Origin of the sequence: uncultured Paraglaciecola sp., from assembly GCF_913058035.1 — a bacterium.
Taxonomy (GTDB): Bacteria; Pseudomonadota; Gammaproteobacteria; order Enterobacterales; family Alteromonadaceae; genus Paraglaciecola.
Map to the genome: position 1 here is coordinate 1 of NZ_CAJXPA010000109.1, position 16,132 is coordinate 16,132.

14 protein-coding genes are annotated in these 16,132 nt (G+C 37.9%); 5 read left to right on the forward strand and 9 right to left on the reverse strand.

Translation table 11 applies throughout. The annotated features are described in order from the left end of the window. Positions 1 to 110 precede the first annotated feature (110 nt). The 7 genes from QZ562_RS14020 to QZ562_RS14050 form a co-directional block, all read right to left on the reverse strand. Entirely contained in the window at positions 111 to 437 is a 327-nt protein-coding gene (locus QZ562_RS14020) for a heavy metal-binding domain-containing protein (RefSeq protein WP_293761252.1), read from the reverse strand. Next, on the reverse strand, positions 434 to 856 hold the full coding sequence (locus QZ562_RS14025; RefSeq protein ID WP_293761255.1) for an HIT family protein: 423 nt from the start codon (positions 854 to 856) through the stop codon (positions 434 to 436). The genes QZ562_RS14020 and QZ562_RS14025 overlap by 4 nt, the downstream gene beginning before the upstream one ends. A gap of 8 nt (positions 857 to 864) precedes the next feature. Then, positions 865 to 1,932 (reverse strand): succinylglutamate desuccinylase, encoded by a 1,068-nt coding sequence (gene astE, locus QZ562_RS14030; protein ID WP_293761258.1) that lies wholly within the window; start codon positions 1,930 to 1,932, stop codon positions 865 to 867. A 105-nt stretch (positions 1,933 to 2,037) separates the two neighbouring features. Then, entirely contained in the window at positions 2,038 to 3,345 is a 1,308-nt protein-coding gene (locus tag QZ562_RS14035) for a bifunctional diguanylate cyclase/phosphodiesterase (RefSeq protein ID WP_293761261.1), read from the reverse strand. A 194-nt stretch (positions 3,346 to 3,539) separates the two neighbouring features. Further along, positions 3,540 to 6,011, reverse strand: coding sequence for a glycogen/starch/alpha-glucan phosphorylase (locus QZ562_RS14040; protein ID WP_293761264.1), 2,472 nt, complete (start codon positions 6,009 to 6,011; stop codon positions 3,540 to 3,542). A 225-nt stretch (positions 6,012 to 6,236) separates the two neighbouring features. Further along, complete coding sequence (gene pgm / locus QZ562_RS14045; RefSeq protein ID WP_293761267.1) at positions 6,237 to 7,901, reverse strand: phosphoglucomutase (alpha-D-glucose-1,6-bisphosphate-dependent); 1,665 nt, start codon at positions 7,899 to 7,901, stop codon at positions 6,237 to 6,239. A 15-nt stretch (positions 7,902 to 7,916) separates the two neighbouring features. Beyond that, positions 7,917 to 8,489, reverse strand: a complete 573-nt coding sequence (locus QZ562_RS14050; protein ID WP_293761270.1) for a Negative modulator of initiation of replication — start codon at positions 8,487 to 8,489, stop codon at positions 7,917 to 7,919. Positions 8,490 to 8,662: 173 nt separating this feature from the next. Here QZ562_RS14050 and QZ562_RS14055 point away from each other — a divergent pair, with 173 nt between their 5' ends. From QZ562_RS14055 to QZ562_RS14070, 4 genes are all read left to right on the forward strand, one after another. Then, positions 8,663 to 9,583, forward strand: coding sequence for a MoxR family ATPase (locus QZ562_RS14055; RefSeq protein WP_293761273.1), 921 nt, complete (start codon positions 8,663 to 8,665; stop codon positions 9,581 to 9,583). Positions 9,584 to 9,605: 22 nt separating this feature from the next. After that, positions 9,606 to 10,667 carry a DUF58 domain-containing protein gene (locus tag QZ562_RS14060; protein ID WP_293761276.1) on the forward strand — a complete coding sequence of 354 codons (1,062 nt, stop codon included), beginning with the start codon at positions 9,606 to 9,608 and terminating at the stop codon, positions 10,665 to 10,667. A 2-nt stretch (positions 10,668 to 10,669) separates the two neighbouring features. Beyond that, the gene (locus QZ562_RS14065) at positions 10,670 to 12,760 is read left to right on the forward strand and encodes a DUF3488 and transglutaminase-like domain-containing protein (protein WP_293761279.1); all 2,091 of its coding nucleotides are present in this window, start codon (positions 10,670 to 10,672) and stop codon (positions 12,758 to 12,760) included. 139 nt (positions 12,761 to 12,899) lie between these two features. Further along, positions 12,900 to 14,486: an ABC-F family ATPase gene (locus QZ562_RS14070; protein WP_293761282.1), complete on the forward strand. Its 1,587-nt coding sequence runs from the start codon at positions 12,900 to 12,902 to the stop codon at positions 14,484 to 14,486. Between the two features lie 239 nt (positions 14,487 to 14,725). Here the strand turns inward: QZ562_RS14070 and QZ562_RS14075 are convergent, their stop codons facing one another. After that, positions 14,726 to 14,896: a hypothetical protein gene (locus QZ562_RS14075; protein WP_293761285.1), complete on the reverse strand. Its 171-nt coding sequence runs from the start codon at positions 14,894 to 14,896 to the stop codon at positions 14,726 to 14,728. Between the two features lie 446 nt (positions 14,897 to 15,342). Between QZ562_RS14075 and QZ562_RS14080 the strand changes: the two genes are divergently transcribed. After that, positions 15,343 to 15,816 (forward strand): NYN domain-containing protein, encoded by a 474-nt coding sequence (locus QZ562_RS14080; RefSeq protein ID WP_293761288.1) that lies wholly within the window; start codon positions 15,343 to 15,345, stop codon positions 15,814 to 15,816. Positions 15,817 to 15,948: 132 nt separating this feature from the next. Here the strand turns inward: QZ562_RS14080 and QZ562_RS14085 are convergent, their stop codons facing one another. Continuing rightward, positions 15,949 to 16,113, reverse strand: coding sequence for a hypothetical protein (locus tag QZ562_RS14085; RefSeq protein WP_293761291.1), 165 nt, complete (start codon positions 16,111 to 16,113; stop codon positions 15,949 to 15,951). Between the last annotated feature and the right edge of the window lie 19 nt (positions 16,114 to 16,132).

Here is a 16,132-nt window from a genome sequence, read left to right on the forward strand (position 1 = left end):
AGATATTATTGATATCGCCCAGAATTACTACTAGACATTTTAATGAAACATTCGTCTACAGATAAATTTATAACGTTCTGATTTTTAAGAGTTTAAATTACTCAACATTGCTACTTATCAACATACCTAATAGCAGTTCCACTAATACTTACCATTAACATAGACCCACCTTTACCTACCACTTCATAGTCAATATCAACACCAACGATGGCATTGGCACCGATTGATAGGGCTTCTTGTTCTAATTCCTGAAAACCAATTTTTCGAGCTTTTGTTAGTTCGTCTTCGTATGCGCCTGAACGGCCACCAACGATGTCGCGTATAGAAGCAAAAATATCTTTAAATATATTAGCACCCATAACGGCTTCACCCACAACAATACCTAAATACTGTTCAATTTTTTTACCTTCTAGCTGATGAGTTGTTGTTACTATCATTGATCATTCCTTGTTTTGATTTCAGTCTTAATTAATTCAATTTGTTTGCTCAGTTGTTTGTCTGAATAAGCTTTAGACGGGACTTGCCCCCAAATAGGTTTCGGCCAACTTACATCATTTTTATAACGCACAATATGATGTAAATGTAATTGAGGCACCATATTCCCAAGCGCCGCGACATTCAACTTATCAGGTGTAAACAAATGTTTAAGTGCCCGGCTAACTAATGCAGATTCTTGCCATAACATTCGCTGCTGAACATCACTTAAGTCAATTACATCACTAATGTTATCGACTTTAGGTACTAAAATTAACCAAGGATAATTGATATCATTAATTAGCCGCACCGAACACAACATTAACTCAGTGACTAATTCGCTATCTTTTTCTAATTGAGGATGTAAAACAAAAAAAGTCATAAAATGTCTTAAATATTAGTAGGTATCACAGTTAACAGCGCACGCTGTCCAATTTCAACATTGGCGTTGGGGAATACAATCGCTTCACCCTCAAATTGTGCACGGTATTCGTTACCAGTTTCTGAAGCTAATAAATAATTTTTTGGAAAATCACTAAAATTAGGTGCATCTGATGCAAAGTTGAGGACAAAGTCATCTTGTTGCTTATTGATTACTTGATTCACTTCGTAAATCAAAAAATCTGCGTTTGTGTAGTTTTTAAGTCGCAACTCTTTAGCACAAATTAACTGAGTAAGAGTGTCAACCACGTTGCTAAAATCATCCATGTTATTTTGCCCAAATGGCATTACCTTACCCAATTCCACCGTGAATGCATGGGCGTCACATTCGTTTACTGAATAATAACTAAAAGTAGTTGTTGGGTTGCCAGATAACAATATAGTGTTTACTCCACAGGCTAACAATATCTGTAGTTGATATTTATCCCAGGGTTTACCATTTTGAAATGGATAGACCGCAAATTTATCATTTTTAGATGCTCGAATAGCAGTATGTAAATCATAATGAAGGCGACATCTCAGCTGTTTACTTTCTACTACAAGATAGAAATTTTTAACTACATCTTCTAATTGTTTCGCTCTGAGTCTTTCAGCATTCATCTGTTGTCCAGAAGCTAGGTTTTGGTGTTCCCCGCTAAACAGACGATTCATATTTTCTTCAATAAATCGTTCGGCAATATCCATGGCGGGTAAATTTCCAAATAAAAACAATACCCGTTGTTTGACAATTATTTCACCTAGCAAAATATTTTTGACTAAGTTTTCGCAGATCTCTATAGGAGCCGTTTCGTTTCCATGTACACCGCAAGAAAGCACAATATCTTTATCACTCTTAGCAATAGTTTCAAAACTGATAATACCCTCAGCAAGGACATTTACTTGTGTATGAGCACCGATAAAAAACTGAAAAGAGGCTGCAAAAAGTGAAGGTTGAGAGCGCGATAACGAAAGAAAGTTTCCCTGTTGTTTCAATGTTTGGATCGTATTTTGAATTGATTTTTTGAATGTATTTTGCATAAAGAGTAAGTATTGACCGCACAAATGATTCTAAGGTATCAATGTTACGCTAATCAGCATATTAACTCTCTTATTTAAACCGATAATATATTTATACACGTTACATTAACTGCTCTGTTGTTCACGCACAAAGGATGTGCCGACAGTTACATCTTTATTTGCTAATAATATAAAATCGTCTAAAGGAACAGCTTTGGAAAACAGAAAACCTTGTCCATATAAAACACCAATTTCACGTAAAATATGTAGATGCTGAATAGTTTCAATACCCTCAGCAATCAATTCACAATTTGCAGCTTTAGCGATCAACTGACTCGCTTCAACTATTGCACGGTTAACCGGGCTTTCGTCTATCTGCATAATAAACGACTTATCAATTTTAATACTGTCAATTTCGATATCACGTAGATAAGCTAAGTTAGAATAACCTTTACCAAAATCATCAATCGCTATAGTTGCGCCAAGGGATCGAATTTGTAACAACTGTTTTTTTACTAGAATTGAATTAGACAGAGCGACATCTTCTGTCAACTCTAATTCAAACTGAGATAATTCCACTTGATATTTTAGTGCTAGTTTTTCAAGGTTGTTTGCAAAGTTCAAATCATATAATTGAGATGGCGACATATTCACTGCAATTTTCAATCGTAGGTTCAGACTATTAAGATGTGCAGCCTGTTTGAAAGCTTGCTCTAAAACCCAATAACCCAACTCATTCATCATATTGTAGGATTCAGCAGCTTCGATTAGTGCCCCTGGAAAAATCAAACCATCTAGTGGGTGATTCCAACGTAATAGACACTCTGCACCTATAATCTTTAACGTATTTAACTCAATTTTTGGTTGAAGATAGATTTCTAACTCATTCTGATTCAAAGCCCTTGTTAAGTCAGCTTTCAGAGCTAATGCTCGGCCATTAGTTTCAACGTTTAAATTTTGCGCATATTGAAAATTATCGAATTTATTATCTTTTGCTCGTTTTAGGGCCGTTTCAGCTAGTGAAAAAAGTTTATTAATATCACAATTATTTTTAGGGTTAGATACTGCACCCACATTAAAATCAGCAATAAAAGCATGGTCATCACATTTTATGGGAGTTTTGAAGTGTTGAACCAAGTGGCTATAAAAATCATAAAGTTGCTCTCGGTGATGTGCTCCAGACAAAATCAAACCAAAAACATCACCTCCAATTCGACCAAATTTTGCACTGTCATTAAATAAAAATGCAATCCGATTAGCAATTTCTAAAAGTACTTTATCTCCATAATCATAACCAAAATTACTACTTACATCAGAAAAACGAACGATATCGATCAGTAATAAAGATTGTTCCGCATCTTTGTTTAAAAGCTGCTCAATTTCACCCAAAAAAACATAACGATTTGGAATAGTTAACAATGATTCATGTCGCATTAAAAAATACTGTCCCTTAAAACACACTAAATTATCTTTCAAAGTCGGTGATAAACTATCATCTATTAGATAAAAGAATGTCACTGTAAGGACCTACTACTCCCATTTTGTGTTACAACTAGCAAACACACTTGCTTTCAATGTAATGCAGTAGATGCAGCATCTGCTACATTACATTTTCTTCGCTTAAAAAATTACTCTACTTTACATGGCTGTAATTGCCAAATTTTTTCTACATAATCTCTAATCGAGCGGTCCGAAGTAAACTTTCCCATCCGTGCGGTATTAAGTATTGCCATTTTTGCCCAGCCAGATTTATCTCCGTAAGCCTTATCCGCTTTTTTTTGTGCGTCTGAATAAGACTCAAAATCGGCTAATACTTTGTAAGGGTCACCCCCTTCTAACAAACTACGTTTTATTGATGCTAATGCACCAGGTTTTCCTGGAGTGAAATAATCAGTTTCAAGCCAGTCCAACACTGCTTTGATTTCTTTATTGTTGTAATAAAAGTCGAATGGGTTATAGCCTACTTCATCAAGTTCACGAACTTCGTCTACATTTAGACCAAAAATGAAGATATTTTCGTCACCCACTTCTTCAGCTATCTCAATATTCGCACCGTCTAAGGTGCCGACTGTTAATGCGCCATTTAGAGATAACTTCATGTTACCTGTACCCGAGGCTTCTAAGCCCGCAGTGGAGATTTGTTCAGAAATATCTGCAGCAGGAATTATTTTTTCAGCCAAACTGACACGGTAATTAGGTAAAAACACCACTTTAATTTTACTGTTCACTCGTTTGTCATTGTTTACTTTGTCGGCCACTTGATTAATTGCATAAATAATATCTTTAGCTAATTTATAACCAGGCGCAGCTTTAGCACCAAATATGAATACCCTTGGTTGCATGACGTAATTAGGATTTTCTAACAATCGACGATATAACGCCATGATATGTAAAAGGTTAAGATGCTGTCGTTTATACTCATGTAAACGTTTAATTTGCACATCAAAGATAGCTTTAGGATTAATTTCTATGCCTGTTAACGCCAATACCTCTTTTGCTAGCGTCACTTTGTTTTCATACTTTATTTTCATAAATTGTTTTTGAAACTTAACATTGTCAGCAAACTCACTCAATTGCTCTAGCTTTTCTAAATGCAAAGGCCAATCATTACCGATTTTTTCATCAATTAAGGCAGATAATTTAGGATTACATGCCTTTAACCAGCGTCGCGGTGTAATACCGTTAGTGACATTGGTTAACTTATTTGGCCACATTTCATGAAATTCAGGAAACAGGTTTTTCTTCACTAAAGACGAATGAATTTCGGCCACACCGTTAACAGCAAAAGAACCAATTACCGACAAGTTACCCATACGTATCATCTTTTCGTTGCCCTCTTCGATGATCGACAGCTTCTGTTTGATAGCATTATCACCCGGCCACACTTTTTCTACTTCACTCATAAAGCGGTGATTGATTTCGTAAATAATCTCTAAGTGCCTTGGCAGAATTTTTTCAAACATACGGGCAGGCCATTTTTCGAGTGCTTCAGGTAGCAACGTATGGTTAGTGTAGGCAAAGGTTTTACTACAAATTTTCCATGCACTATCCCAATCAAGTTCAGCTCTATCTAACAAAATTCTCATCAATTCAGGGATAGCAATAGCAGGATGGGTGTCGTTTAATTGAATAACCACTTGACTGGAAAAACGATTCCAATTATCTCCATGAGCTCTTTTATAACGACGAATAATGTCTTTTAGTGAGCAGGCACTAAAAAAATACTGCTGGATTAATCGTAACTCTTTTCCCGCTTCTGTTTCATCATTCGGATACAAAACTTTAGAAATCGTCTCGGCTTGTACGTTTTCTCTCTGAGCATCCACATAACCACCAGCATTAAATACGTCCCAATTAAAGTAACTTGACGCTTGGCTTTGCCATAAACGCAAAACATTCACCGTTTTACCACCATAACCCACTACAGGGATATCCCAGGGTAATCCTTTAACAATGAGCCCGGGGTGCCACTCTTTTTTAATTTTGCCACTCTCACCATATTTGGTTTCGACATAACCATATAAAGGAATTTCTTGAATTGACTCAGGGCGACATATTTCCCATGGGTTGCCATAATCACGCCAGCTATCTGGGCGCTCTATTTGTTCACCGTTTTTAATGTCTTGGCGAAATAAGCCATGCTCATAATGTAAACCATAACCAACAGCTGGCATATCTAGCGTTGCAAGCGAGTCGATAAAACAAGCTGCTAATCGACCTAACCCTCCATTACCTAGAGCCATATCCGGCTCTTCTTCCATAATGTCTATTAAATTAACACCCAATTCCTTCAAAGCTTGATCAGTTTGTTCGAACAAGCCTAAGTTATGCAGATTATTAGACATTAAACGTCCCATTAAAAACTCTGCAGAAAAATAATGCACCGCACGAGTATCGTTCATATAATGAGATTTTTGAGTTTTACGCAGTTGCTCCAACACATGCTCTTGCACTGACGCGCATGTTGCTTTCCACCATGCATGATTATTTGCTTTATTTTCATCCGTGCCTAAAGAACAATGTAAATGTCTAACGATCGCATCTTTCATGGCCTTTTTTGGTAAAGAAGATGGTTTAGATACTGATATTTTCGCACTCATGATACACCTCAAATTAATTTTATTCAGATGACACTTGCCCTAATGTTATTTGCCAACATTAGGTTTTAAATGACGTAATAAAATTACAGAAAAAATATGTGAGCTAGTTTTAGCAGGAATTTTTATGATAGTTTGTTAAATAAATGTTAAATATACAAAAAAGCTTACGAATTCAATTAAAAAACGTAAGCTTCTTACATAAAATAAACAATTTGTATTTATTAATTATACATTTGCGGCTTTAAACACTTGAGCCACTAATGCTTGAGCTTCTTTGACCAGCAAGTCTAGATGTTCAGAGCCATTAAAACTTTCTGCATATATTTTGTAAATTTCTTCAGTGCCTGATGGACGAGCTGCAAACCAGCCGTTTGCAGTACTGACTTTTACCCCCCCAATAGCTGCATTATTACCGGGAGCACGGGTTTGAATATCAGTAATAGTTTCGCCGGCGAGTTCTGTAGAGTGAATAACATTTTTATCCATCTTACCTAAGACTTGTTTTTGAGCATGATTAGCTGCTATGTCAATACGGGTATAAACTGGTGACGAAAACCGCTCGGTTAGTGCCTGATAATGCTCGCTAGGATCTTTGCCTGTGACAGCTATAATTTCAGCCGCTAACAAACACAAGATAATACCATCTTTATCGGTTGCCCACGGTTTGCCATTACGACGCAAAAATATGCCACCTGCGCTTTCTTCGCCAGCAAAACCAATTTCGCTATTTAATAACCCTTGTACAAACCATTTAAACCCTACTGGCATTTCTGCTAATTCACGGCCTAAACTCTTCACAACTCGGTCAATCATGCTACTTGATACTAAGGTTTTACCTACTTTGACATCTTTTGGCCAATCTGTTCTGTATTGATATAAATATTGAATGACCACCGCTAAGTAATGATTGGGGTTCATTAAGCCACTTTTTGGGGTCACTATACCGTGACGATCAAAATCAGGATCGTTGCCGAAGGCCACATCAAATTTTTCTTTCAATTTAATTAAACCAGTCATAGCGTATGGTGACGAGCAATCCATGCGGATTTTCCCGTCTTTATCTCGATGCATAAAACCAAATTGTTGATCAACATTACGGTTGACCACTTCAATATTTAATCCATAACGTTTGGCTATTTTGTCCCAATAACCCAGACCAGCTCCACCTAGTGGGTCTGTGCCTAAGACTAATCCGGCTTTTGCAATGGCTTGCATATCGATTACTTGGTCGAGCTGGTCAATATAACCTTCAGAAAAATCAATTTCTGTTACGAAAGCAGAGTCATAGGCGGCAGCCAAGCTCATACGTTTCACATCAGCCATGTCATTGCTGATGATCTCATTTGCACGTTGTTGAATAAGATTAGTGACGTCGCTATCTGCAGGTCCACCATGCGGTGGGTTGTACTTGAAACCGCCGTCTTCTGGTGGGTTATGTGATGGCGTGATCACCACACCATCGGCTTGGTCCTTCGTTGAATTATCGCCATGATGCAAATTGTGCTGTAAAATAGCATGCGATATGACAGGTGTTGGAGTGTAACCACGATCTTCTTGGACGACTAAACTGACACGGTTTGCCGCTAATACTTCGACTGCTGTTGAAAACGCGGCTTCAGATAACGCATGTGTGTCCATCCCCATATATAGCGGGCCTGTAATATTTTGGTCTTGTCGGAATTCTGCTAGCGCCTGACAGATAGCAGCAATATGCATATCATTAAAGGTATTTAAAAATGAGCTTCCACGATGCCCCGACGTACCAAAAGACACAGCCTGAGTAATATCACCTTTTGTTGGTTGATTGGTGTAATAGGCACTGGTCAACTTTGCAACATTGACCAACTGCTCTTTACTCGCGGGTTTTCCTGCTTCTGGATGAAGAGCCATAATGATCCTTGTTTTTTATTTAATGTGTTCAGGGGCAAATATTGAAATCAACTGTTCTATTTCAGATAAATTAAATCCCACCTGCTCAGCCACTTCTTTGAGCATGTTAATTTTCTTAACCGTATTGTTATTGGTGATTACCCAATAATCAGAGCCAGGCACGTTTTTAGGATTAGTGCTACTACCCGTCGCCAACAGTGTATTTTTATCGGTAGCAAAATATGTTCTATTACGCCCACTCATACCCAATACCTTATTGAATTTATGGGAATTATGTTTGTGGATAATCGATAAAACCAGTAACCATCTTTCCACCATTTTAGGAATAGCTTGTAACTGTTGTCCTTCGAGTTCGCTAAATACAACCGAAGCCTGGCAAGCCTCAGTTGTACTATCTGCTAAGTTGGCATTATTATCACTAGAAGAATAGTCAGTTGTTCCTGCAATAGCATGGGTATCCTGCCTAGCGGAAGTTAGCGATTGAGGCATAACTAACCGGCGTAAAATATCCGATGCACTTTCACCTATGTCTTGAGTTTGTGAAGCAATAAAGTGGTAAAGATCGTCTTCTATTTGAATACTTTTCATTAATTTAATTTTTAAAAGGTGCACATAGTTAATATTATACGGATTGACGCAATCAATTCATCGATTAATTCAATTTCATACATAAGTATTAGCTAAACCACCAAAAAATAGGCACATTTACGTTAAAATACTTAATTGCCCATTAAAATTGATCATTTGGACAACATTACCTTATGCTGCACAATAAATTGGCTATGGCCATAGAGCAATCCTGTCAGATATTAATTGGCAAACAACAACAAGTTAAATTGGCACTAACGTGTTTGATAGCCAACGGGCATCTATTAATCGAAGATTTACCCGGCATGGGCAAAACCACCCTGTCACATACTTTAGCTAAAGTATTGGGCCTAGAATATTCGCGTATTCAGTTCACATCAGACTTGTTACCTGCGGACATGTTAGGTATCAATATTTTTGATAATAACGAACAAACGTTCCGTTTTCACCCAGGGCCAATTTTTAACCAACTGGTATTAGCGGATGAAATTAATCGGGCAAGTCCTAAAACTCAAAGCGCATTGCTTGAGGCAATGGAAGAAAGACAAGTCAGTTTAGATGGTAAAACCCGCCTACTACCCTCTCCATTTTTTGTAATCGGCACACAAAACCCAATGCATCAGTCAGGCACATATCCTCTTCCAGAGTCACAGTTGGACCGGTTTTTAATGCGAATTCAGTTAGGATATCCCGACAGAGAGGCAGAAAAAAGCATGTTGAAAACTCAACAGAGCAATATTCAACACGAATTAGAAACGGTAATGGATATTTCCGAATTTATTGAGTTACAAGATGCAGCACGACAGGTATATGCCTCGGATGAATTGCTCAATTATATTTTGCGTTTAGTCACCTTTAGTCGTGAAAGTAATCAATTTGCTAATCCGTTATCTCCACGAGCGACCAAAGCGCTGTTAAGTTCTGCTAAAGCATGGGCCTTTATCAATGATAGAGACTTTTTAATTCCAGAGGACGTGCAGGCCATACTACCAGCAGTTGCTGAACATAGATTACGCAGCGCTTCAAGTGACTTTAGCACTCAGGGTAGCTTGAGCAAAATTTTGCTCGAAGCTATCGATCCTATTAAAGCGTAGATTCTGTTATGGTTTTTCTGTTATGAGAGTACTTCGAAATTACTGGAACAGATGGCTAAATAAGCGTATCCCAGAGGCCACGCAACATCACTTAAACCACTATAATATTTTTATTTTCCCAGCTAAATTTGGCCTATCGTTTTTATCTTTATGTTTGTTGCTATTTTTGCTTGGCACTAACTACCAAAACAACTTGATGTTGTTACTGTGCTATTTTTTATTGGCTTTACTTTTAGTCAACTTATTGGCTAGCTATATCAACTTTGCCCGTATCGATTTACAAATTGGTAAGTGCCCCGAAGTGTTTGTGGGTGATGATTTGAATGTACCTCTGTGGTTAAACGCCAACAATAATGACATTTTTCCTACAAAGGGATTACTCAACTTTACGTTTCAAATAGATAAACATCAATTCAATAGAAAAACCAAAACTCAACGTAATCAGCCAAACACACAAGTTGATGCCGATGCATTTTCGAATCCAATTAACTTAAGTCAAAAATGCCAAAAACGTGGAAAGTTAGTACTAGCTAGAGTCACAGTAGAAAGTTTTTATCCCTTGGGATTTTATCGTTGTTGGACACATTTGGCTTTTATCCACGATGTGACCGTTTTTCCTAAACCTATACCTTGTGAGATTCATCTGCATGTTAGTGACCACAATATAGCTAAAAAAGATGGTCAATTAATTAGTGAACAATCTGGTCACGATGATTTCTCTCATCTCAAAGCCTACCAACCAGGCGAACCACTAAACCATGTCGCTTGGAAACAATTGGCTAAAGGCAGGGGCATGGTCAGTAAACAATTCACTTCCGTTGGCCATCATATAGGTTGGCTAAAACTATCCTCTGAATATAAAAACCAAATCCCATCGCAACCCAAAGCAGAGTTAGGAAAGTCAGATAAAACTAACTTGGATAAGGAGCTTGGCGAATTGTGTTATCAGGTGATTGAATTAAGCCGAACTCAGCGAACGTTTGGCTTGGATTTAGGCGCGCAGTGTATTTCACCAAACAGTGGAGCTGAACATCGACGTACGTGTTTACATGCACTCGCATATTTCCCTAATGGGGAACAGTAATTATGTTTACCCGCTACAAGCAAAAAATTAATAGTGCAGCTATCACACGATCTTCCAGTAATATTGCATTGTTATTGCTGGCGGTGGCATTAGTATTTGTCAGTTTTAGTCTTTTTGCTTCAGTACTCACGTGGATATTACTATTGGTTGTTTGCGGTGCTGTAATCAGAACAGCAATTTACTGTGACATTTACAAACACTTACCGTCTATTCGCACCTTAAATTTGTTAGCTGTGTTAAGTGTTCTAGGCCTTATTTATACCGCATTGAGTGTTGGTTTACTGTTAGGAATGGTTAATTTATTGGTCCTAGCTTGTGCGTTGAAACTCATGCAAATGCGCAGTCGAAAAGATGTATACCAGCTGGTCATCAGTTTATTTTTTCTAATTGGTTGTGGTTTTATTTTTAATCAATCAATCGGCTTCAGCTTATTTTATGCTTTTATGTGTTTGCTATTATTATTAAGTTTAGCTTGTTATCACGCTCCATCGATAACAATAAAAAAACACTTAACCCATATCTCTATGCTAAGTATTCAGGCATTACCAATAGGCTTTATGATGTTTTTGGTACTACCACAATTGCCTCCACTGTGGCACACACCAAAAGCCAATGGTGCACAAACAGGACTATCAGAACAAATGACCCCTGGAGATATTGCAGTTCTTTCACAGTCAAGTGAATTGGCCTTTCGCGCAACTTTCAAAGATACCCCACCAATAACTCGACAACGATACTGGCGAGCCATAGTGATGGAAGACTTTGACGGAAAAACATGGAAAGTGCATCCCTATCGGCTGAAAATGCGTGAATTTCAGTTACAATCAAAACAACAATTTAAACCTACGCTGACTGGTCCCTCTTTTAGTTATGAAGTAATTGCAGAGCCTAGCTTCCAATCTTGGTTGTTTGCAATGAATATTGCTGTACCAGCTGATACTAGAAGCAGTGTAAATATTATTCAAAGTAGTGATTTTTTGTTATTCAATCGCCTACCCGTAGTAACAAAATATCAGTACACCGTAAATTCATATCCTGAAGCATTGGCCAGTCAGATGCTTACCAAGGTCGACAGAGAAATTAATCTAGCATTACCCCAAAAAGGCAATAACAAAACAAAACAATGGATCATTAAACTGCGAGAACAATTTAAAGACAACAACAACTTTAAAGATGCAGTTTTGCGTCACTTTATTGATAACCCATTTGTTTATACATTGCGCCCTGATGTGATGTTAGTTGATCCTATTGACCGCTTCTTATTTGATAATCAGGCAGGATTTTGCAGTCATTACGCCAGCGCATTAGCCTACGCGCTTCGATTAGGCGGTATTCCTGCGCGTTTAGTGGCAGGGTATCAAGGCGGTGAATTAGTAAAAGACGCTGGAAAATCATCTTATTTGAGTATTTACCAATACGATGCCCATGCATGGGTAGAAGCATGGAGTGATAATTCAGGTTGGCAACGCATTGACCCGACAGCGTTGGTATCGCCAGATAGAATAGAGTTTGGTTTGCGACAGGCGATGCAAGAAGAAGGCAGTTTTTTAGCTGACAGTCCGTTTGCCCTTGCTAGACTCACTAATATAGCTTGGCTCAATAATATAAGACTCTTTTTGGCAGACATAGACTATAACTGGAGCCGCTGGGTATTAGGATTTAATAGTGAAAGACAGCGTGACCTCTTTAAATCGATTTTAGGCAAACTGACCCCAGAACGCTTGTCTTTATTAGGCTTAGGAGTGGTATTCACTATTGCTTTGTTGCTGAGCTTGTTTTTTCTTCCTCACTGGTTAAAAAATCGTTTAAGTACAACTCAACGTTTGTACTTAAATTCCCTAAGAGTTTTGGAGAAGGCTGGTGCACCACGGTCTATTTGGCAAGGACCCAGTGCCTTTAGTCAACAAATCAATGAGCACTACTCTTATAAAGTCAGTGAGCCTTTTTCTCACATCACCCAACACTATTTGCGATTAACCTATCAAAACAAGCATACTTGTGAAGCGCCAATACTCAATACAAAAAAATGTCATCGTATAATGCGTCATCATTTAGCTCTATTAAAAACTGAGTTGTTAAATATAAAAACATAAAGTATAAAAAAGAACCATTGCTGCCTTAGCGACAATCTGATTTTTATGGCACAATACGCGCCGAATTTTCGCCATATGTACGTTATTAATCTGAAGTACATATGGTAACAATAGTTGAACATAAACTGGGGTACCGACATTGCTAACGACTGCAAATATTACAATCCAATTTGGCGAAAAGCCATTATTTGAAAATGTCTCGGCCAAATTTGGCAATGGCAATAAATATGGCCTGATTGGCGCAAATGGTTGTGGTAAGTCAACCTTTATGAAAATCATTGGTGGTGACTTAGAACCATCTGGTGGCAATGTATCTGTCGATCCAGGTGAACGAATTGGTAAACTAAAACAAGACCAGTTTGCCTACGAAGAATGCAGCGTTATTGACACGGTTGTGATGGGTCATGGAGAACTATGGAAAGTTAAAGTTGAACGTGATGCCATTTATTCCAATCCTGATATGACCGAAGAAGACGGTATCAGGGTAGCCGATTTAGAGTCTGAATTTGCCGAAATGGATGGTTACACAGCAGAGTCTAGAGCAGGTGAACTGCTAATCGGTGTAGGTATACCTGTTGAGCAACACTTCGGTCCTATGAGCGAAATTGCGCCGGGCTGGAAACTTAGGGTGTTACTGGCTCAGGTATTATTTTCTGACCCAGACATTATGTTGCTGGATGAGCCTACCAACAACTTGGATATCAATACTATCCGCTGGCTAGAAACGGTGCTCAATGATCGTAACTGCACCATGATCATTATTTCACACGATAGACACTTCTTAAATTCTGTTTGTAGCCACATGGCAGATATCGATTACGGCGAAATTCGTTTATTTCCGGGCAACTATGATGAATACATGACAGCAGCAACACAATCTCGTGACCAACTGTTGTCAGACAATGCTAAGAAAAAAGCTCAAATATCTGAGCTAAAAGCCTTTGTGAGTCGTTTCTCAGCCAACGCATCAAAGTCGAAACAGGCTACATCACGAGCCAGACAAATTGACAAAATACAATTAAATGAAGTGAAGCCATCTAGTCGACAAAACCCGTTTATTCGTTTTGAAGAAACTAAAAAGTTACATCGTTTAGCTGTTGAAGTAGAAGGTTTAACCAAAACATACGACACACAGCTATACAAAGACTTAGACTTAATGATAGAAGTCGGCGAAAGAGTTGCCATTATTGGTCCAAACGGCGTAGGTAAAACAACATTACTGAAATGTTTAGTGGGTGACACCGACTTAACGGCTGGCAGCGTAAAATGGTCTGAGAATAGCAACATTGGTTATTATGCTCAAGATCATGCTTCTGACTTCGAAGAAGACAAAACACTGATGGATTGGATGTATCAATGGGCCCAAGAAGGTGACGATGAACAGATCATGCGCGGCACCTTGGGCAGGCTGTTATTCTCACAGCATGATATTAATAAGTCGGTCAAAGTCATATCAGGTGGTGAACAAGGCCGTATGTTGTTTGGCAAGTTGATGCTACAAAAACCCAACATACTGGTTATGGATGAACCTACTAACCACTTAGACATGGAATCAATCGAATCTTTAAATTTAGCGTTAGAAAATTATAAAGGCACCTTAATTTTTGTCAGTCATGATAGAGAATTTGTATCCACTGTTGCTACGCGTATTATTGATATGAAACCAGAAGGCGTAGTCGATTTTAAAGGTGACTACGATAGTTATTTGGCAAGTCAGGGGTTTTAAATAAGGCCGCTACGAACTTTTAGCCGGTCATTAGGAAATATTTGCGACTAGCTTGTTGCTAATCGGTGCTTTATGCGAAGATATTTTGCGAGGTAAATTTTATTATCAAGCTATGATTTGGTTGAGCATAGCGCAATTCAAAGGTTTATTTTGCTTTAAACTAATCGCTGGTGATTTACTGCTTATAGAACTGAAAAAACCGGAATAATCCGGTTTTTTCGTAGTATAAAAATAACTGGTTACTTAATATTAAGCAACCAAGATACAAATTGTTTTGCTTCAGTAGTGTTTGCGAAGGTGCCCATTTTCTGACCACACTTGTCGGCAAATGCCACTTTATGTTTATTTACAGAGATATTGTGCACTGGGCACATTACCGAAATCTGTGTTCCGTTATATGTATAAGACATAATAAAACTCATTAAATATGGCTATTTCATGCTTCATAAAATGAAGAAATTATAGCTAAAAGTAAAAATAAGCTCATTACAGTTTTGACGATACTACTAAAACCTTAGGTTCTTGTTCAATGAGACATCTGCAAATTTTGTTTGCTACGATGTTTAATACCCATAAATTCGTCGTACGATAATTCAGCTTGTTATTATAATTTTAAAAAACTTCACCAAGTAGGTGCGGTCTAAAAAATTTTTGTTTTTAATGTTGGCTGACTGGATCAAGGAAAGACATTACATTGGGGGGTTTGAATAGAGAGGTTCAACAAACCTTCAGTCAACATACTCACCTTTAATCAATTAGTCAACTGTTAATAAGACTAATTGGTCTACTATCAGTAAATAATTCAATATCTTAAAGGTGTTATCATATGTGTGTTTTTAATAACGAGGAATATACTTTGGAAAAAATTGCCATCTTTGTTGATGTACAGAACATTTACTATACCACTCGTCAGGCTTACTCTCGCCAATTTAATTACCGTCGATTCTGGCAACATATTCAACATCAAGGCGACATCATTATGGCTAACGCCTATGCCATAGACAAAGGTGATGAACAACAGCAAAAATTTCAAAGTGCTCTCAAACATATTGGCTTTGATATAAAGTTAAAACCTTACATTCAACGCAGTGATGGTTCAGCTAAAGGTGATTGGGATGTAGGTATTGCGATAGATGTCTTAGAAGCCGCCGAGAATGCAGATACCATAGTATTATTATCAGGTGACGGAGATTTTGATTTGTTACTTAGAAAAGTCAGTCAAAAATATGGCTGTAAAACCCAAGTGTATGGTGTACCTCAACTTACCGCTACATCATTAGTAAATGCGACCGATAAGTTTTTCAAAATTGATTCTGATTTATTACAGTGAGACGTTATAAATGGCTAGCTGCAATCCATGCAATGAGACAGGCCAGTTATCCGTAACTTACAAATAAACCCAAGGCTAGTTTACCACTGCCTGTTTCACATCTAATCGTGGCGACTGAGTAACAGTAGTGCTTCAAAAAAGTAGCGACAATCTATTGGCTACGAGTGAGACAAGACCGTCATGCTGAATATGAGCAGCTAATTCTGTTATATTTTCATCCGCGCCTCGAACGCCAAATAAAATACCTAGTGCTCCAACAAATACCTCGCGAGCTAAAACTGAAACTCGTATTACCAAGCCAAAACAACCATCCTAT